Below are 19492 nucleotides of genomic sequence, written 5' to 3' on the forward strand. Positions count from 1 at the left end.
CCATTTTTTCTACAGTTTCGCTAGGAAATCTTTCTGTAACATCTATTTCCGCAGCCAAAGGTTTAACTTCGTTTAATGCGAATTCACTTACCATCTGTTTTACAAATTGTTGTTCTTTTGTCAATGTAAAATTCATGAACCTTCCTCCTCGTTATTCTGTGAAGTAGCTTAGCTACTCGTCTTTTAACTCTTAAAAGAATAGGTAGCTAAGCTACCTATTCTTTTAACATAGTACTTAAATTACTTATTTTTAAAGCATTTTTCGGTTTTTTCAAGAAATGCTGTCATTCCACTGCTTTGGTCCTCAGTCGAGAAACATTCTCCGAATATTTCTGATTCATATGAAAGTGCTGAGTCTATGTCTAATTGCATTCCCTTATTAATTGCTGCTTTACAAAGACTTACAGCAATAGGTGCTTGTCCTGCAATTGTGTTTGCAAGTGCTTTAGCTTCTACTAAAAGATCTTCAAGTGCAACTACCTTATTAACAAGTCCAATTCTTAATGCTTCTTCTGCATTAATAATTTTAGCTGTGTATATTAATTCTTTAGCCATTCCAAGTCCTACAAGTCTAGAAAGTCTTTGAGTACCTCCAAAACCAGGAGTTATTCCAAGGCCTACCTCAGGTTGACCAAATTTTGCTTTTACAGATGCTATTCTAATATCGCAAGCCATAGAAAGCTCACATCCTCCACCTAAAGCAAAACCATTTACTGCAGCTATTACAGGTTTTTCTAGTGTTTCTAGTTTTCTAAACACTTTATTTCCTAGATTTCCAAATCTTCTACCACCCAATACATCAAGATCCTTCATCTCAGCAATATCAGCACCTGCAACAAATGCTTTTCCAGCTCCTGTTATAATTACTGCGTAAATCTTGTCATCATTAGCAATTTCATCTATTGCTAAGTCTAGCTCTTTTAATGTTTCTGAATTTAATGCATTTAGAGCCTTTGGTCTACTAATTGTAAGTACTGCAACTTTGTCTTCCTTTTGAAGAACAATATTTTTGTATTCCATAACAATCCACTCCTTACGAATTAATCTATAAATTAGCTATTTGTTAATAATATAACAAATAAAACTAAATATAACATGAGGCCATCCACCTCAATTACATTATATATCTTTGAGGTAATTATATCAACAAGAAATAATTGTTTTTTATAAGTAGGTCCTATCATTCATTAAACAACTAAGCGTTAAGAGGCTCTCACTCAAATGTACATTTTCAACAATTATTTCTTTAGGTACATCTAAATCCACAGGTGCGAAATTCCATATACCCTTAACCCCATTTTCTACCATCATGTCACAAACTGTTTGAGCACTGTTTTCTGAAACACAGATTACCCCTATGTCTATTGGCGTAGTTTTAAGAAAACCTACTAATTCATCTATGTCTATTACTTCAACGTCTCTAATTTTGAGTCCTATAAGCTTTGGATTAACATCAAAAATACCTGCCAAATTAAAAGCTAACCTTTCAAAATTGGTATAATTGGCAATAGCCTGACCAATATTACCTGCACCTATTATGATCATTTTGTATTCTTTTGACAGTCCCAGTATACCATTAATCTCATTTAATAATTCTTTAACATTATAACCGTATCCCTGCTGTCCAAAATCTCCAAAACAGTTCAAGTCTTGTCTGATTTGAGATGCCGTAAAACCAATTCTCTCACCTAACTCTTTTGAGGATATTCTGTCTACATCAGTTCTTAAAAGTTCTTTTAGATACCTATTGTATTTAGGCAATCTTCTAATAACTGCCATCGATATATTTTTTTTTCTTTCCACGATTTACACTCCTCTGTGAATATCATAAATTTCATACTATCAATTTTAACACACATTATGGGTCAATATAACCTTTTATCTCAAATTTGATAATTATTATACAATATCAACCACTTATAGTTTTTTTATACTATTTTTTTAAATTAATGTTATATATATTTATTTTTTTCTACAATAACTTTAATATAAATAGTACAATAATGTATGAATGAGTTTAATTAATATTTATTAATTTTAATACTACGCTGGAGGGAAGGTGATATTTATGATAGTTCTAAGTTGCAAAGATATTCACAAAAGTTATGGTATAGATGTTATTTTAGACAAAATAACATTAAGTATAAATGAAGGTGAAAGAATTGGTTTTATTGGTGCTAATGGAGCCGGCAAGTCTACACTTTTCAAAATACTTACCTCTCAATTGGACCATGATGATGGTGAATTATTTATAGATAAAAATAAAAAACTAGGTTATTTATCCCAAAATTTATCATTAGATATAACAAATACTATATATGAGGAAATACTATTAGTATTCGATAATTTATTAAACCTTGAGAAAAATCTCAAAACTCTAGAAATAAAAATGAGTTTACCTTATGATGCTTCAAAAGAAGATTATCAAAATAAGATTATAAAAGAATATACATTAACTTCTGAGCTTTACAATAACAGAGGTGGATATACCTATAAAGCTAAAATAAGTAGAGTTCTTAAAGGACTTGGTTTTCTTGAAGATGATTATGATAAACCAATAAATATATTAAGCGGAGGTCAAAAAACCAGGGTTGCCCTGTGTAAATTATTACTTAAAAACCCTGATATACTGCTACTCGATGAACCTACTAACCATTTAGATTTAGATGCTATAGAGTGGCTCGAAGATTACCTTAAATCTTATAAAGGAACTATGTTTATTATTTCACATGATAGATTTTTTTTAGATACTATTACCAATAAAACTTTTGAACTCATTAATGGCCATGTAGATTGTTATAATGGAAGTTACACGAGTTTTATTGAATTAAAAAAAATAAATTATGAAATTCAATTGAAAGCATACCATGTTCAACAATCAGAAATAAAAAGGCAAGAAGATATTATAACTAAATACAGATCCTTTAATAGAGAAAAAAGTGTAAGGGCTGCTGATAGCAGGCAAAAATCTCTGGACAAAGTTGAACGAATTCACACTCCAGATAAAGATCCACGTGACACTAGAATTAAATTTGAAACAGAAATTAAAAGCGGTAATGATGTTCTTCATATCGAGAATTTATCAAAAAGTTTTGGAGATAACCTTTTGTTTGAGCATCTAAATCTAGACATAAAAAGGTCAGAAAAATTCGCTCTTATTGGTGAAAACGGAAGAGGTAAAACTACTCTTTTTAAAATTATAATGGATCAAGTACCTTCTGATACTGGCATAAAAATATTAGGTAAGAACGTTTTTGTAGGATATTATGACCAAGAGCAGTCAAATTTAAATCCAGAAAAAACTATAATAGATGAAGTATGGGATGAATTTCCAAAGCTTACTACCACAGAGGTTCGTACAGCACTAGCTGCATTTCTATTCATTGGCGAAGATGTATTTAAAATTATCGCAACCCTAAGCGGTGGAGAAAGATGTAGAATTAATCTTCTAAAGATAATGTTATCTAAAGCAAACTTCTTATTACTAGACGAGCCAACAAATCACTTAGATATTATGTCCCGTGAAGCCTTAGAAGATTCAATACTAGGATATGATGGCACCGTTGTCGTAATTTCACATGACAGATATTTTTTAAACAAAGTAATTACTAGAATACTCGAATTAAATCAGGATGGCCTCAAAGAGTATTTAGGAAATTATAGTTATTATATAGAAAAAAAGAAAAATCCCCTAAGATTTAAGTTAGAAGAAGAACAAGAAGGTATGTCAAAAACTCAAATTAACTTTGATAAAAAAAAGAAACGAGAAGAAGATAAACTGGAGAAACAAAAGAAACTGGATTTTAAAGAACTGGAAGATAAAATTACATCACTAGAAAAAGAAATAGAAAAATTAAACAATGACCTATGCCTTGAAGAAGTTTATTCAAGTCCAAGTAGAAGTGTTGACACAAATAATCAACTTTCAAATGTAAAAAAAGAACTTGAAGAACTTTATGCAACATGGGAAGTTGCAGTATCTGAAGAAGAATAAAACAAGAGTTGCATCATTCACAGCTCTTGTTTTATTATTAATTATTAAAGTTTTGAGCGATTAAAGGTTCCTTCTTTAATAGTAATTGTTCTTTATTCTTTATTACAAGGGGTTAGCTCACCGCATATTTTACATTTTTCTTTACATTTAACTTCATCTTTAAATGTATTTAATTTTAAAGATGAATTATTAGAAGATACAAAATTATCATCTATAATTTTTTCATCACATAATGTACAAATATTTTCATCTTCAAGTACTTTTGACATAGTATCATCTCCTTATGTTAATATATTCTACAAATGTACCGTATATACCTTTTAAAATCATACAAAATAATTATTATATGTGGCTAAATTGTTGCCCCCTCTAATAAAACTTTAATGTTGTCACTATAAATCTTATTAAATTGACTTATGGGAAGAGGGTTTTGTCCAAGTCCAACTTCAATGGTATACCCGGGTCTTCTAAATTTTTCAATGAACCAATCTTTATATCCTGCATAGCTTGTAATTCCAGTTGTTTCTCCTAGATTATAACCACTTAATTGCGAAAAAATTATTGCTATTGCTCTAGCTTCGGAATTTGCTAAATTTTGAAAATTCCAGTAAATTAGTTCACCTTGAGTATGATACGCTATTACTAATCTAAATTTATTGTTTCTTGTAAGATTTGCTACAGCTTTAGATTCCGTTTCAGACTCTGGCGAGGTACCTGAATATCTAGTAGGACCTGGTCCATATATTCCATAACTTGCTTCTGCATTCTTTGATTCTTGCCACATAGCATCATAGTTATGATTAAGATCTACTCCTCGGATATTAGCACTCCAATTTTTAGAAAAATCTAAGCTTCCATTATTCCACTTAATTAAATCATTATAATAGGGATTACTTCTCTCTAGACCATTAAGCACTAAATCTACTCCGTCTGGGTTAACCATTGGCATAACATATATAGTGCTTGAACGAAATATATCCCTAGCATTATAACCTTCTATATTCTGCCCCATTGCATATGCTTTAGCAAAATTCTCAATAAACTTCATTAGAAGCACAGAGGTTATCCATTCAATTGCATGATGTGAGCCATTATAAAATACTTTGCTTGGTCCATTCCCTAATTTCACATAATAGATTTCTTTCCCAAGTTCACTCTTGCCAGCACTCTCAAGTTCAATAAATGGGTATCTAGCTTTTAGCCCTTCTAAATCTTTTTTCATAATATCATAAGTATAATCAATATTTGTATAAACCACATCCAGGGAGTATGGAACAATTATTACTTCACCAACTTTCAAACTATTAGCATTAATTTTAGGATTTGCAGTAATTATGCTTGCGAGCGGAGTGTAATAACGTTTTGCTATAAGATATAGAGTGTCTCCCGGTTTAATTCTATAAGTATCATAACCTAATAAAAATCTGTTCATAAGTTTATAAGTATCAGTATCCACTTCACCTGTAGGTAATAATCCAAAATATTTTTGAAAACTTTTTACAACACCTGCAGTTCGCGGTCCGTAAATCCCATCTATTATACCAACATCATAACCCAACTTATTAAGCAATGCTTGTATCTCTGATACCATTGTTCCTTTCGAACCTATTTTTAGGGTTTCCAAATTTACCCTCCTAAAATTTCTTATGATACTATCATATTCAGTGATATAAGATATGTTACTTCTTAATAAAATAACCATAAAAATAATAAGCCTAGAAATTACTTCTACGCTCATTATTAAACAATTTTTAATTTTAGATTATAAATTTATTTTCTTTTTGTTTTATTTGTTTCCTTTATTTTACTTACGATATATTCATAACCATTTTCAGAATGTGGTATCAAACAAGACGAACAATCTTTAATGCCATTTACAAATTTTCCATTGCCCCCACACTGCGAAAGAAAGTACAGAGGGCAATAACAAAAGAGACAATTAAATTTTTCATCGTTTTTAACTTCATGGCATGGGAAATATTCACATTCTTTATTTCTAAAAAACTTATAATTATTATCCATATTTAATACTCCTTATCCAATTAATTTATATACACCTTGTCCTAAATAAGTTAATACGATAATTATTAACATTGATAACACCACTTGAAGTGTCCCTTTCTTTAAAGAAAAAGAAAAATTTATTTTGTGTTTTTTATAAGCTATATTTTTTTTACTACTTAATGCATTACCCTTATGTACTACTTTAGGATGAGGATACATAATTTCACTTTTTAAGTATGCAGCTATGCTTATAATTAAAATAAATATTGATAAAATTCTTGTAATATAAAAAAAATTAAACTTCATAGAATAAGCTATAAATATAGATATTGGTATAATACAACCTAGTAACATAACTAATTTACTAACTATTAATTCTGGTACCGTTTTTACATGAATTTTTGTTTTTTTAGGCTTATAAGAATTTTTCTTTTTCATAATAACCCTTCTTCCATATTTTTTAAAATTCATATCTATTATACCAAATTTTTAAATATTTGTTAACATAAATTTAATAAATGCAAACTATATTTTACTAATTTTCATATCCTTTAAATCCTAAAAAACTACCATATTATATATGTCTATATCTTCCAATACTGTTTGGTCTGAAATAAGTTCCTTAGGAAATTGTTTAGACAAAGTTTGTCTAAACTCTTTAAGTTGCACCACAGAAAGTTCCTTTTTCTTTGGAAGTGTATTTTCTACCTTAATAAGCTTTCCATCATTTAACTTATATATAAATCTGTCTTCAACAATACTTAAATTACTTTCACCATCAAATTTCAATTGCCCAGCTATCTCACCACTTATAATTACTTTGTTTAGACTACTTATTCCATTTCTTTCACTATCAATTTTACCTACATTAAGATATGCAATAGCTTTACCATTTATATCTTTTTCACCTTCCACCCAACTTCTAAAAGCAATCATTTTCTTATCTTTAGATATTACAGCATCATATATTTGTTCCTTAACATTTTTTATCTCAAAAATTTGTTTACCGTTAATATATAAATTAGCTCTTGGCTGTGGAAATATGTGTGGAGTATTGCTATAAATAATGTCTTTCTTATCTGAACTAACATCTCTAATTGTTCCTTCACAAGACATTAACTCTGCTTTGCTTTTTATATTATACACTGAATAACCTGAAACGGAAGGATTTATGTGCCCTGTAACTAAAATATCTTCATTATCTATCCATTTAAGTTCAACAATTTGTTGTAGATTTTTATTATTAATAACAATATCTGTTAACTTTCCAGTTTTAATATCATAAATAATTACATGAGGAGGATATATAGGTTCCCCCGAATTAAAATATCTAAATACAATTTTTGTTTTATCTGGAGAAATTTCTGATAAATCTTTTAATTTTGAACTATCTCCTAGAGATTTAATCTTCCTATTTATCACATTATAAAGATATAGATTATTTCCTTTTTCAAATGCTATCTCAGTTAACTTTGTTTTATTTATATTTTGATCTTTATTAGATGAATTGTCTTTATTTTCATTACTTTTTTTTATTTTGTTTGAACAAGATATTACTGCAAATATACTTAGAAATAAGCATATTGATATAATTAATAGCTTAAACAAAGTTTTTGTTATTTTTGGGTGCCTTGTCATAATATTGCTCCTCGTTTAAATTCGTAAGAATAATAGTTATTTTAAATCATTGAAACTGAGATAATTATACTCTACTTATATTATTGTATCAACTGGGAAACTTTGTTTTTTGAGTCATTTTTTTAATTATAATCAATAAACCATTTTACATAAATGAAAAAAAATAGCATCAGATTATTTAACCTAATGCCTCTAATTATTTAAATACTTTTTATTTATTATTTTTAAAGATAGTCTACACAATCTTTGACAAGTGAGTATACTATAATATAAAAATGTTTAAAAGATGTAATTTATGAAAAAACTAGAAGAATACAGTCCTACTGAATTGGCAACACTGGCAACAATCCTAGGAATTATTATTGCATCTAAGTTCGATGTTGACCAACAAAATGTAGTAGCCAATTTTTTATTCAGTGTGGCTCAAAGCATTTTTATAATTGCAACTCAACTTTCTAATCTTCAAGCAAAAGAAGACGCTCAAAATACAAGTGATACAAATACTACTTCAAGTAATACAAATAAAAATTTACAAAAACAGATAGATGAACTTAAGAATCTTATGAAAGACTTTGGAGAGGATACTATTCTTTAAGCTATTACACAAAAATGGAGGTGTACATGTAAATTTTACATACTATATTTAATTTAATTCATAAATATTGATATATTTATGAATTACTAATGTTATATAATATCAAAGCACCCATTATTATAAAAGAAGCACCCCAGATTGCTTTAACGCCGATATTTAATGTTAGTATTCCACCTAAAACCGCTCCTAATAAAAATGAAAAAACAATTGTAAAAAGTCGAATAGTACGAATAGCCGCCTCATGGTCCTTTTGGGTAAAAGCAATATATGCCTCCCTTGCAGCTGATCGTAAATTACCCGTGGACATAGTTGAGCTATATGGCGAATCTGCTATTTTAGAAAATGAACATACTTGAATCGAAGCAACAAATGAAATTGTAACATTTACAATAAGATTAGGAATAGTATTTGGTACAAATCCTATTATAAAAAGGACTATAATTTCAAAAATTAACACGGCCCGTGGCCAGTCTAGTATAAATAAACAGGATGAATTACTTTTTATTGCTTGAACAACAATTACTCCAATAACAAAAGCTACTATAGCTGGAAGATTAGAAAGTGCATGCATCCATTCTCCTTTTGCAGCATATATAGCAAGGAGTACAATATTCCCAGTTTGAGCATTAGCGAAAACGCCTCCCCTTCCTATGAATGTATAAGAGTCCAAAAATCCACCCGCAATTGCAAGCAATATGCCAAATCGAAAAGACTCATGTATAACATGTTGTGAATGTAATCTTCTAATTCTTCTTTGCATTAAGTTTATATTAACTTTGATCAAAATTTAAAAACTCCTTCTACTATCTTTCTCCAAGCTTTAGGTTTGGTATTGCATTTAGTGTTAATGGTGAAATTCTTCCTTTTATTAGTTCAAAATAAGCTGCACTACCAATCATCGCAGCATTATCAGTGCAGAGTATCATTTCAGGGAACATAACTTTTATGTTTTTCTTTTGCCCTTCTTTTATCATCGTCTCTCTAAGGCAAGAGTTTGAAGCTACTCCCCCCGCTATTGTTATTTTATCTACCCCTTTAATTTTACATGCCTCAAAAGCATTTTCCACAAGTACACTAACTACTGCCTTTTGAAAAGACGCAGCTACATCCGGTACATTAATTTTCTCATTTTTCATATTCATTTTATTTAAATAATTGAGCACTGAAGATTTAACTCCACTAAATGAAAAATCTAAAGTAACATCATGGAATTTAGCTTTTGGGAACTTTATAGCATCTGCATTGCCAGTCTTTGCTATTTTATCTATTTTGGGCCCACCCGGATACCCAAGTCCAATTGCACGAGCTACCTTATCAAAGGCTTCTCCCGCTGCATCATCTCTAGTTTGGGCCATAACTTCAAAATCACCATGATCCTTCATATATACAATAAATGTGTGCCCACCTGAAACAACCAAGCACATAAATGGTGGTTCAAGCTCCTTATATTGAATAAAATTAGCACTTATATGCCCCTCTATATGATTAACTCCAATTAATGGTTTATGTGATGCGTATGCAAGTCCTTTAGCATACTGAACGCCTACAAGTAGTGCTCCAACTAGTCCTGGTCCATATGTTACTCCTATTGCATCTATATCATCTAATGTAACTTTAGCTTCATCTAATGCCTCTTGAACCACTGCACTTATTGCTTCTATATGTTTTCTAGATGCTATTTCTGGAACAACACCACCAAATTTTACATGTGTATCTATTTGAGATGCGATTATGTTAGATAAAACATTCCTACCATTCACGACAACCGCAGCTGCTGTTTCATCGCAACTTGATTCTATTGCAAGTATTTTAATATCCTTTTCCATTGTTTTTACCCACCTTTAACATAGTCTATATGATTTTCTTCAATATATTCATAAAAATATTATAAGAATTAATTTTATATTTTAAGAATCTTGCATTCTAAAAAAGTTAACATCTATTAATAATACAGATTAATTATACTTTATTAGCTTTGTCATATCAAATTTATATATGCCTATTCTAGTTATTCTCTCTTAGGCATGTAGCATTTTATGATATAATTGTATATACAAGTTTGTTGTAAAAAAAAGATTAAGACATATTTAATAATAATTATCTGTTTAATATAGATCCTAGGGGGAACATATGAGTAGCACTTATGCAAAAGTTATTATAAAGGGTTCACCTATTTCAAAATCCAATTTTAAGCTTTTTAATACAAACGGTAGAGCTATTTTGCCATATAATTCTGGAAAATACCACGATAGGTATGCTTTGTATGAAGAAGAAATCGCTTATCAATGCAGGAGCCAAAACCCTAGCATTTTTTTAACAGAATCTCTTATTGCCGTTTTGAAGGTATATTATAAAAGTTCCAAAAGACATCCCGATACAAACAACATAACAAAAAGTATTTTTGATGGCATAGAAAAAAGTGGTCTTATAGTTAATGATGCTCAAGTTACAAGACTTATTATAGAGGAGTTTTACGATGCGTGTAATCCAAGATTTGAACTAGAGCTTTTTGGTGAAAGTACATTTGTTATGAAATATTCAATAATTGAAAGAGAAGAAAAACAACCACCTATAGATTATGATCCACCATCAAATAAAAAAAATACTATAGGGTCTAAACTAAATCAAACAAAATCTATTAATAATAATAATAATTCTACCACCAATTTAGTTTGTGAAGTATGTGGTAAAATAGTACCCAAAGATGACTGTATTTCAGCTAACAAGGGTAAAACCTCTTTATGTAAACACTGCTTTAAGAAATTATTTTAATAAACTTTTTCATTCATTATAAAATGGTTTTGAATTCAATTCATTAAAATGCTGATAATACCATTGTTCTGCATATTTTATGTTATAATAGAACTTATATCTTATATTGTACGAATTTTTACAATATTTAGAATATACCGTTATATTTCTAATGTTGTATAAAATATATTTAATTATAATTCAGTTTTTAAAATAATAGGAGGGATAAATATGAGCACAAATGTTAACATCGATTGGAGCAAATTAGGTTTTGCTTATAGCAAAACAGATCTTAGGTACATATCAATATGGAAAAATGGTAAATGGGATGATGGAAAACTAGTTAAAGATAACAATCTTTCTATAAGTGAAGCTTCAACCTCTCTTCATTATGGTCAACAGTGTTTTGAAGGTTTAAAAGCTTATCGCACAAAAGACGGTAGCATTCAATTGTTTAGGCCTTTGGAGAATGCAAAGCGTTTGAGAAACAGTTGTTCACGTGTTTTAATACCTGAAATTTCAGATGAAAAATTTCTTGATGCATGTTTGCAAGTTGTTAAAGCAAATGAAGCTTTTGTTGCACCATATGGAACTGGAGCAACACTTTATCTAAGACCTTATGTAATAGGTATTGGTGACAACCTTGGCGTAGGTCCAGCACCAGAGTTTTTATTTGGTCTATTCTGTTGCCCAGTAGGTGCTTATTTTAAAGCTGGGCTATCTCCAGTAAACTTTATGACATCAGATGAATATGATAGAGCTGCACCATTTGGTACAGGCGATGTAAAGGTTGGAGGAAACTATGCTGCAAGTCTTCTTGCTCATGAACATGCTGCATCAAAAGGTTTTGCAGACTGTATATACCTTGACCCTGCAACTCACACTAAAATCGAGGAAGTTGGAGCTGCAAACTTTTTTGGTATTACAAAAGATAATATATTTGTAACTCCAAAATCACCATCAATACTTCCTAGTATAACTAAAAAATCATTAATTTATATTGCAAAAGAGTATTTAAAAATGCAAGTTGAGGAAAGAGATGTTCCAATAGATAGCCTAACAGACTTTAAAGAAACTGGTGCATGTGGAACCGCAGCTGTAATTACACCTATTGGTGGCATTGAACATAAAGGTAAACTTCATGTTTTCTACAGCGAAACAGAAGTAGGCCCCGTTACTAAAAAACTTTATGATACTCTTTACGGAATTCAATTTGGTGATGTAAACGCGCCAGAAGGTTGGATTTTAAAAGTTAAATAAATTATTTATAAAAAATTTCAGATAATAAAAACAACTTCAAAATTTATGTTTGAAGTTGTTTTTATTTTTTTATGTTTATAATTATTATATAGACTACAATTATTTTATATACATTTTGTTATAGTATTCATCAAGCATTCTCTCAACTGAAAACTCATAAATTGTAGTTCTAATACTCTCTCTCATCATTTCTACCCACTTTTCTCTATTTCCATAATAAGTAGCCATAACTCTATTAATTAAAGTATCATAAAGCGCTATCGTATCATGTTTATCTAATTCTACTTCTGTTAAGTCGTCAAGCCCTACCCCATCTCCAAACTGCCAGCCATTTACACCATCGTTGCAAGCCTCTGGCCACCATCCATCTAAAATAGAACAGTTTAGTACACCATTCATTGCAGCCTTCATTCCAGAAGTTCCACTAGCCTCAAGAGGTCTTCTAGGGTTATTTAACCAAATATCCGAACCTCTAGTTAACATTCTTCCTATATTCATATCATAATTTTCAAGGAATACTACACTATTAGGATATTTTTTCATCATTCTTACGAGTTTTGCTACTATTTCTTTTCCTGTGTCATCAAGAGGATGAGCTTTTCCTGAGAATACAATTTGAACCTTTCCACTTTTAAGTAGAGGAGAAATAATTTCCTCACTGGTAAATATTAAGTCACTTCTCTTATATGGTGCAGCTCTTCTTGAAAATCCAATAAGTAACTTATCGGTGCAAAGTGTAGTCCCAGTTCTTTCTTTAATAAACTCTATTAATTCTTTTTTAATAGTTGTATGAGTTTCAAAAAGATCTCCATTATTTTCGTAAGCCTTTGTCATTCGGTCGTCCACCCAAGTTGGTTTATGAATTCCATTAGTTATACCAATAATCTCAGGTCTACCAGCAACAGTCCTCCACATTTTATTTGCAGTTTCCATATGAAGTTGTGCTACTGCATTTGCTTTTCTTGATAGCCTAAGCCCTGCCACAGTCATATTAAATGGTTCTCCACCTAGTCTGACCATTTGTTGTCTAGTCAATTCATTAAATGCACCCATATACTCTAATTTATCAATAGAATGAGATTCATTGCCCTCAACTATTGGAGTATGAGTTGTAAATACTACTTCCTCTCTAGTTTTCGCCCATGATTCTTCAAAACTATATCCTGATTGCATTTTTTCTTTCATAAGTTCTGTTGCCGCAAGTATAGCATGACCTTCATTAAAATGATATACATCAACTGGTATATTTAAAGCTCTTAACGCTTTCACTCCACCAATTCCTAGTACTATTTCTTGTGCTATTCTTTCTTCCCCAAACCAACCGTATAATTGTCCTGTTATCCACCTATCGCCATTCTCTGGTATATCAGTATCTAAAAGGTATATTGGGTTGTTTCCAAACTCTTCTAATTTCCAAACCTTGCATACTATTTCTAAATTTCTGATATTAACAGTTACTTTTACTCCTGTGTCTTTTAAAAAGTCATAATGATAGTTATGATATGTATCATATACTTCACCGTTTTCATCTACAAGCTGTTCAGTATACCCCTGTTTCCATTTAAGCCCTATTCCAACAAGTGGTAGATTTAAATCTTTAGCACCTTTCATATAATCACCAGCAAGTATCCCTAGCCCCCCTGCATAAGTTTTAAAATCTGAATTTAACCCATACTCCATACAAAAATAAGCAATTCTTGGTATATTATTAGTATCCAATAGATTTCCCTCCTATGTAATTCATAATTTTTACATTTCGTTATAACTTTACCTTTTATATTTATTATACATACTTATCTAGTTTACTGCAAGCGTTTGCACAAAACATATTTATCTAGAATACCTCTTTAATATTTGAGTGATAAATAACAAAAGTACCTGTAAGAAGTGTTCACACTCAAACTATCACTTCTTCAGGTACTTAACTTTTGCCTATTTTTTAATCTTATCCATTATTTTAAGAAGTCCAAAAATAATTGCCTGTGGTGATGGAGGGCAACCCGGAATCACCAAATCAACAGGTAGTACATCGTGAAGTGTACCATACACTCCATCTCCCTCCTTAAATATTCCGCCATTATGAGCGCAACTACCAACACCTATGACTATTTTAGGTTCAGCCATAGCCTGGTAAGTTTTCTCCAAAGCTTCTTTCATATTTATAGTAACGGGGCCTGTTACAACTAGTCCATCTGCATGCCTTGGAGATGGGGATACATTAATTCCAAATCTTGAAATATCATAAAATGTGTTCGACATTGCATTAAGTTCTGACATGCAAGCATTACACGAACCAGTATCTACTACTCTTAATACAAGTGATCTCTTAAAAGTCTTATATATTTTTTCTCTAAGCTTATCACCTGCAAGTTCTAATTCTGACATTTTATAATCGGATGTCATTTTCAAAACAGATTTCGGACAAATATTAACGCAATTCCTACAATAAATACATTTTTTATCATCTACACTTACTAAATGCTCTGCATTTGTAATAGTATTTATCTTTATGGCATTCACTAAACATTCATTCATGCATTTCCCGCAGTTATCACATACGTTTATCTTTGCAACTATTTTTCCATAAGAAAATTCATTATTTTTAAGTGGTTCTTTTATTGTTTCTGTTCCATATTTTATTCTATCAATTATATTATTCATATTAATACTCCCTACTTATCATTCTCAGAATAAGACATATTGAAACTTTTGTTAATAAGCGGGAAATCAGGAATGATTTCTCCTAGGACCGCTTCACTCATACCTGTCCAATTAGTAAACGAAGGGGTTTTGAAGTAGATTCGATCAAATTTATTATCTTTCCCTGTTAAACCATAAACTACAAGTTCTCCCTTTACTGTTTCAACTGAAGTTATTGCCTCTAGTCCCTCTTTTAAACAAAATTCCTGTTTTTCTCTTTTTATATCAACATTTATATATGACAGTGCCTTTTCTATAAAAGTAAAAGCATCTTTAAGTTCGCGAGCTTTTAATTTATACCTTTCAAAAACTCCACCCTTTGTTTCTATATTTATATCTCTTTTTATTTCTTTATATAACTCATATGGGAAGGATGCTCTAACATCATATTTCAAATTGCATGCCCTTGCTACAACACCTGTCATACATAGTTTTTTAGCCATAGCACGGCTAACCATTCCCGAATCCTCTACTCTATCTAAAAATGAAACTGAGTTTACACTCATTTTTATTATACTAAATACACGAGTTTTAAGACTTTTTAGAGTATCTAAAATATCATTCCTTTTCATTTCATTAAAATCTATATTTATGCCAAGTGGAACAATAGCATTCCTCATATACCTACTTCCACTTATTCTCTCACATAACTGATGCACCACTTCTGAAAAATAGCCGAATTTTTTAGCTACATAACTATAGCCTATATCATTACCTACTCCACCTAAGTCATCCATATAATTATACATTCGCTCAAGTTCTAAAAGAACTACTCTAAAAGCCTTAACCTCAGTGCTAACCTCGACTCCTAAAAGTTTTTCTACAAGAATAGCATAAACTTCACCATATGCAACGCTTGACTCTCCAGAGATTCTCTCAAACATAAGATTTAATGTGTTTACATTTATATCTTGACATAATTTTTCTATTCCCCTATATTTGTACATAAGTTTTATTTCAAGATTTTCTATTGGTTCTCCCATAACACTAAACCTAAAATGACCGGGTTCAATAATTCCTGCATGTACCGGTCCTACTGCAACTTGATATGCACCTGTCCCTGATACTTCTTTAATCTTGTAATCATACTCTTTATTAATTTCTCTTTGAAACAATTTACTTTGATAAATTATATTACTAAGATCAATTGGTTTTTTATCAGTAGTATAACTACATATTACATAATACCCTTGTTTACTATTTGAAAATACACAATTTATTGTAGCTTCTTTATTGCTCGCTGATGTTTCATTTTCAACAACAGAAAACTCACAAATATAATTAAATTTATATAAATCAACACAAATAAGTACAATTTTTCTTATTTGATCTGATTTCACTCTAACGTACAACTCATTATTGTTTTTAACTTCATATTTTAAATCAAAATTCAATTCTTGTAAACTATTTATAACATCTGTTATTTTCATATTTTCACTTCCTAATCACATATAATTAAAACTGCATTATTTATCATACTTAACAAATACCCATTCATAGTTAAACTCATAATAATAATTGAAACAAAACATAAAGCGAGTGGCAATATATTTTTTTTATCTTCTTTCATTCTAACATATTTTACACCTGGTTCAGTGTTGAAAACTATCTTAATGAATACTCGTAGAAATCCTGCGAAAACTAACAAGAGACATAATGTATAGATTGCAGTGACAATGTAATTTCCACTCTCCACAGTTCCTACAATTATATAGTACTCACTAAAAAAAGCTGGGAATGGTGGTGCTCCGGTAATAACAAGCATACCTATAATAAGAAATACTGCATTTATTGGCATAGTTTTTATTAAAGCATCAATCTTGTCTATACGTTTCGTTTTATATGCACTTAATAAATTTCCTGCTGTTAAAAACAACATAGACTTTCCAAATGCATGCACTAAAGAATGAAGTATTGCACCAAACACTGCAATTTTGCTTCCAACTCCAAGTCCAAGTGCTATAATACCCATATTCTCAACAGACGAGAATGCTAGCAATCTTTTATAATTAAGTTGTCTTAATATACTAAATGATGAAATTATAAGAGATACACAACCAAAAACTATAAACAACCACTTAGTATTTTGTAGTCCTGGTATATGTTTCGTTATAATATAAAATCTTAAAATCACATACAATGCAAGGTTTAAAAGAACACCTGACATCATCGCACTAACTGGCGATGGTGCCTCACTATGAGCATCTGGAAGCCATGTGTGCATAGGTGCAAGACCCGCTTTTGTCCCAAGACCTACAAATATTAATGTAAAAGCTATTTTAATAGCATATGTACTCTTCGGATTTGTATTATTTACAAGATGAGACCATTTAAGTATCTGGTTTGTATCTTGATTACTATAAGCATTAACGAAAATTAGTATACCGATTAAACCTATACCTATACCAATCGAACAAATAATAATATACTTCCAAGCTGATTCTAAAGAATTTTTATTAATGTTAAATCCAATTAGAAACGCAGTTGTAAGTGTTGTACCTTCAAGGCCTATCCACATTGCTACAATATTATTAGTTAGTGCGATAAACAGCATAAAGAATACGAAAAAATTAAATAAGAAATAATAGAATTTACCCCTTTTAAGCGTAATTATTTTCTCCTCTATCTCATCTGTGATATATCTATATGAGTAAATGCTTACGATTATATTTATACAAGATATAATCAAAAGCTGTACAATACTCAAACTATCAATATAAAAAAATTCATTAAAGTAACTAAGGGAATAACCTCTAGAAATCATTGTAATAATTTTTATCACAATACCCAAAACTAACACAGCCCCAAATATTGTAACAACTCCAGTTGTTTTTATGTTTTTAAAAAGTAAGGGTGTAACTATTAAAAATAAGAACAAAATACCAAGTAATATAATATACATTGTTTCACCAACTATTCTTTTAGATTTTCAAAAAAGTCTGTATTTATTGAATCAAAGGTTTTATTAATATGGAAAATCATTATTCCCATAATAAGTGCAAGCATTAATGTTTCAAAAACTATTCCTGCCTCTATCACAAGAGACATTTTAGATAGAGACGTTTCAAAGAGTACAATGCCATTTTCAAATATTAGAAATCCAATCATTTGTGTAATAGCTTTCTTCCTTGCAACCATTAATAAAACGCCAATAATAAATAGTGCAATTCCAGTCTTTAAAAAGTTATCTTGACTCTTGTTTAAAAGACCAAAAGCTATCATTATCCCAAGTCCTGTTATAAGATAAGAAACAAAAGCATTTACTATTAACTCCATCTCTCTTTTTATCTTCAATTTCTCTACAGATCTATTTATTATTATTGGTATTATAATAACTTTAGTAACTATTGTTAAAAATCCTAATATGTAATAATCGACTTTTCCTGTCTGATACCCCAGCTTTAAGACTATAAGTCCAATAGCTGCTGACTGAAATATAAATCCTGCTGTAATAAGTTTTATTCGTCTTACTCCAGACATAAATATGCTAGATATTAATATAATTGTAAGTAAAGCTTCTATCATAACTTCTCTCCCTTATAAAATATAAATTAAAGTAATTGCGACTATTCCTAGAGATATCATTGCTGGAAACAATTCTGCCCCTTTAAATAACCTAGATTTAGCGAAAGTTGTTTCTATCATAGCTATTCCAAATAAACAAATTAAAAGTTTAAATATAAATGTTATTAAGCCTATAATAATTGCTGAAACCGAAATTGTTGTTGCAATTCCAATAGGTACAAAACAATTAATCAAAACAATCAAGTATACAATTAGTTTAATGTGTGACGATAATTCAACATATGCTAAATCACTACCTGATAAATCTAAAATCATTGCTTCATGCATCATTGTAAGTTCTAAATGTGTTTCTGGATTATCAAAAGGTATCCGAGCATTCTCAGCAAGTATTGCAATAATAAAAGTTACCATTGTTATAAGATGCGCAGTATCATAATGTACGATTTTACTATTGATAAATGAAATATGAAATATGTTAAAATCATTTGTTTCTATATATAAGAATATCATCAGAAACAATATTAGAGGTTCTGCCATCATTGAAATAAAAGACTCACGGCTTGATCCCATTCCACCAAATGTACTTGAACTATCAAGTCCAATTAGCACTGTAAACATTTTTACTATTCCAAATGAAAACATAAGAATAAATAAATTTCCGATACTCTGCTCCATGCTTGTATAAAAAACCGGAACAAAAAACGCTGATGTTAATGTCGCCGAAAGTATTACTATTGGCCCAATAGCTGTTATAAATGAACTTCTATTTGATATTACTTTTCCCTTTTTCAATAACTTACTTAGATCATAATAAGGTTGGATGATAGATGAACCAATATAACCCCGAAGATGTGCCTTCATCTTTTTTAGAATTCCTATAAATAACGGTGATAAAACTATAATCAATAAACTCTGAATAAAATAAATTAAATTGTATTTCAAATGAATACCTCCTTACACAAATTTTAAGTAGCCGATTGCGCAATTCTGCAATCATTGAACCGCCTAACTTTTAAGCCGTTAGG

20 protein-coding genes are annotated in these 19492 nt (G+C 30.2%); 4 read left to right on the plus strand and 16 right to left on the minus strand.

Annotated features, from left to right (window positions below; genetic code table 11):
* The 3 genes from Q0649_RS13725 to Q0649_RS13735 form a co-directional block, all read right to left on the minus strand.
* A partial coding sequence (locus Q0649_RS13725; protein WP_298843094.1) for an acyl-CoA dehydrogenase family protein occupies window positions 1–136 on the minus strand: 136 nt, incomplete at its 3' end.
* A gap of 104 nt (window positions 137–240) precedes the next feature.
* Entirely contained in the window at window positions 241–1020 is a 780-nt protein-coding gene (locus Q0649_RS13730) for a short-chain-enoyl-CoA hydratase (RefSeq protein WP_298842997.1), read from the minus strand.
* Window positions 1021–1164: 144 nt separating this feature from the next.
* Window positions 1165–1803: a redox-sensing transcriptional repressor Rex gene (locus Q0649_RS13735; protein ID WP_298842999.1), complete on the minus strand. Its 639-nt coding sequence runs from the start codon at window positions 1801–1803 to the stop codon at window positions 1165–1167.
* A gap of 265 nt (window positions 1804–2068) precedes the next feature.
* Here Q0649_RS13735 and Q0649_RS13740 point away from each other — a divergent pair, with 265 nt between their 5' ends.
* The gene (locus tag Q0649_RS13740; RefSeq protein WP_298843002.1) at window positions 2069–3994 is read left to right on the plus strand and encodes an ABC-F family ATP-binding cassette domain-containing protein; all 1926 of its coding nucleotides are present in this window, start codon (window positions 2069–2071) and stop codon (window positions 3992–3994) included.
* Window positions 3995–4086: 92 nt separating this feature from the next.
* On the opposite strand, the gene Q0649_RS13745 is transcribed toward Q0649_RS13740, so the two are convergent.
* The 5 genes from Q0649_RS13745 to Q0649_RS13765 form a co-directional block, all read right to left on the minus strand.
* Window positions 4087–4263 carry a hypothetical protein gene (locus tag Q0649_RS13745; protein ID WP_298843005.1) on the minus strand — a complete coding sequence of 59 codons (177 nt, stop codon included), beginning with the start codon at window positions 4261–4263 and terminating at the stop codon, window positions 4087–4089.
* Between the two features lie 83 nt (window positions 4264–4346).
* The gene (locus Q0649_RS13750) at window positions 4347–5618 is read right to left on the minus strand and encodes a M14 family metallopeptidase (RefSeq protein ID WP_298843008.1); all 1272 of its coding nucleotides are present in this window, start codon (window positions 5616–5618) and stop codon (window positions 4347–4349) included.
* A 146-nt stretch (window positions 5619–5764) separates the two neighbouring features.
* Entirely contained in the window at window positions 5765–6016 is a 252-nt protein-coding gene (locus Q0649_RS13755) for a cysteine-rich small domain-containing protein (protein WP_298843057.1), read from the minus strand.
* Between the two features lie 12 nt (window positions 6017–6028).
* Window positions 6029–6436 (minus strand): hypothetical protein, encoded by a 408-nt coding sequence (locus Q0649_RS13760; protein WP_298843060.1) that lies wholly within the window; start codon window positions 6434–6436, stop codon window positions 6029–6031.
* Between the two features lie 120 nt (window positions 6437–6556).
* On the minus strand, window positions 6557–7636 hold the full coding sequence (locus tag Q0649_RS13765; protein ID WP_298843063.1) for a hypothetical protein: 1080 nt from the start codon (window positions 7634–7636) through the stop codon (window positions 6557–6559).
* Window positions 7637–7931: 295 nt separating this feature from the next.
* On the opposite strand from Q0649_RS13765, the gene Q0649_RS13770 reads away from it, so the two are divergent.
* Entirely contained in the window at window positions 7932–8231 is a 300-nt protein-coding gene (locus Q0649_RS13770) for a hypothetical protein (RefSeq protein WP_298843066.1), read from the plus strand.
* A gap of 76 nt (window positions 8232–8307) precedes the next feature.
* Here Q0649_RS13770 and Q0649_RS13775 read toward each other — a convergent pair whose 3' ends face one another.
* Window positions 8308–9015: a YoaK family protein gene (locus Q0649_RS13775; RefSeq protein ID WP_367179387.1), complete on the minus strand. Its 708-nt coding sequence runs from the start codon at window positions 9013–9015 to the stop codon at window positions 8308–8310.
* A gap of 19 nt (window positions 9016–9034) precedes the next feature.
* A complete protein-coding gene (tsaD, locus tag Q0649_RS13780) occupies window positions 9035–10057 on the minus strand; it encodes a tRNA (adenosine(37)-N6)-threonylcarbamoyltransferase complex transferase subunit TsaD (RefSeq protein ID WP_298843068.1) in 1023 nt (340 codons plus the stop codon).
* A 304-nt stretch (window positions 10058–10361) separates the two neighbouring features.
* Here tsaD and Q0649_RS13785 point away from each other — a divergent pair, with 304 nt between their 5' ends.
* The gene (locus Q0649_RS13785; protein WP_298843071.1) at window positions 10362–11003 is read left to right on the plus strand and encodes a RusA family crossover junction endodeoxyribonuclease; all 642 of its coding nucleotides are present in this window, start codon (window positions 10362–10364) and stop codon (window positions 11001–11003) included.
* Window positions 11004–11213: 210 nt separating this feature from the next.
* The gene (locus tag Q0649_RS13790; protein WP_298843073.1) at window positions 11214–12242 is read left to right on the plus strand and encodes a branched-chain amino acid aminotransferase; all 1029 of its coding nucleotides are present in this window, start codon (window positions 11214–11216) and stop codon (window positions 12240–12242) included.
* A gap of 99 nt (window positions 12243–12341) precedes the next feature.
* On the opposite strand, the gene glgP is transcribed toward Q0649_RS13790, so the two are convergent.
* The 6 genes from glgP to Q0649_RS13820 all read right to left on the minus strand — a co-directional run bounded on the left by glgP (window position 12342) and on the right by Q0649_RS13820 (window position 19409).
* Window positions 12342–13961 (minus strand): alpha-glucan family phosphorylase, encoded by a 1620-nt coding sequence (gene glgP / locus Q0649_RS13795; RefSeq protein ID WP_298843076.1) that lies wholly within the window; start codon window positions 13959–13961, stop codon window positions 12342–12344.
* Window positions 13962–14174: 213 nt separating this feature from the next.
* A complete protein-coding gene (nuoB, locus tag Q0649_RS13800) occupies window positions 14175–14903 on the minus strand; it encodes an NADH-quinone oxidoreductase subunit NuoB (RefSeq protein WP_298843079.1) in 729 nt (242 codons plus the stop codon).
* Window positions 14904–14914: 11 nt separating this feature from the next.
* Window positions 14915–16372, minus strand: a complete 1458-nt coding sequence (locus tag Q0649_RS13805) for a proton-conducting membrane transporter (protein WP_298843082.1) — start codon at window positions 16370–16372, stop codon at window positions 14915–14917.
* 11 nt (window positions 16373–16383) lie between these two features.
* Entirely contained in the window at window positions 16384–17844 is a 1461-nt protein-coding gene (locus Q0649_RS13810) for a proton-conducting transporter membrane subunit (protein ID WP_298843085.1), read from the minus strand.
* Window positions 17845–17855: 11 nt separating this feature from the next.
* On the minus strand, window positions 17856–18467 hold the full coding sequence (locus Q0649_RS13815) for a hydrogenase (protein WP_298843088.1): 612 nt from the start codon (window positions 18465–18467) through the stop codon (window positions 17856–17858).
* A gap of 12 nt (window positions 18468–18479) precedes the next feature.
* Window positions 18480–19409: a respiratory chain complex I subunit 1 family protein gene (locus Q0649_RS13820; protein WP_298843091.1), complete on the minus strand. Its 930-nt coding sequence runs from the start codon at window positions 19407–19409 to the stop codon at window positions 18480–18482.
* Between the last annotated feature and the right edge of the window lie 83 nt (window positions 19410–19492).

This window comes from uncultured Clostridium sp., from assembly GCF_937920395.1.
Classification (GTDB): domain Bacteria; phylum Bacillota; class Clostridia; order Clostridiales; family Clostridiaceae; genus Clostridium_AD.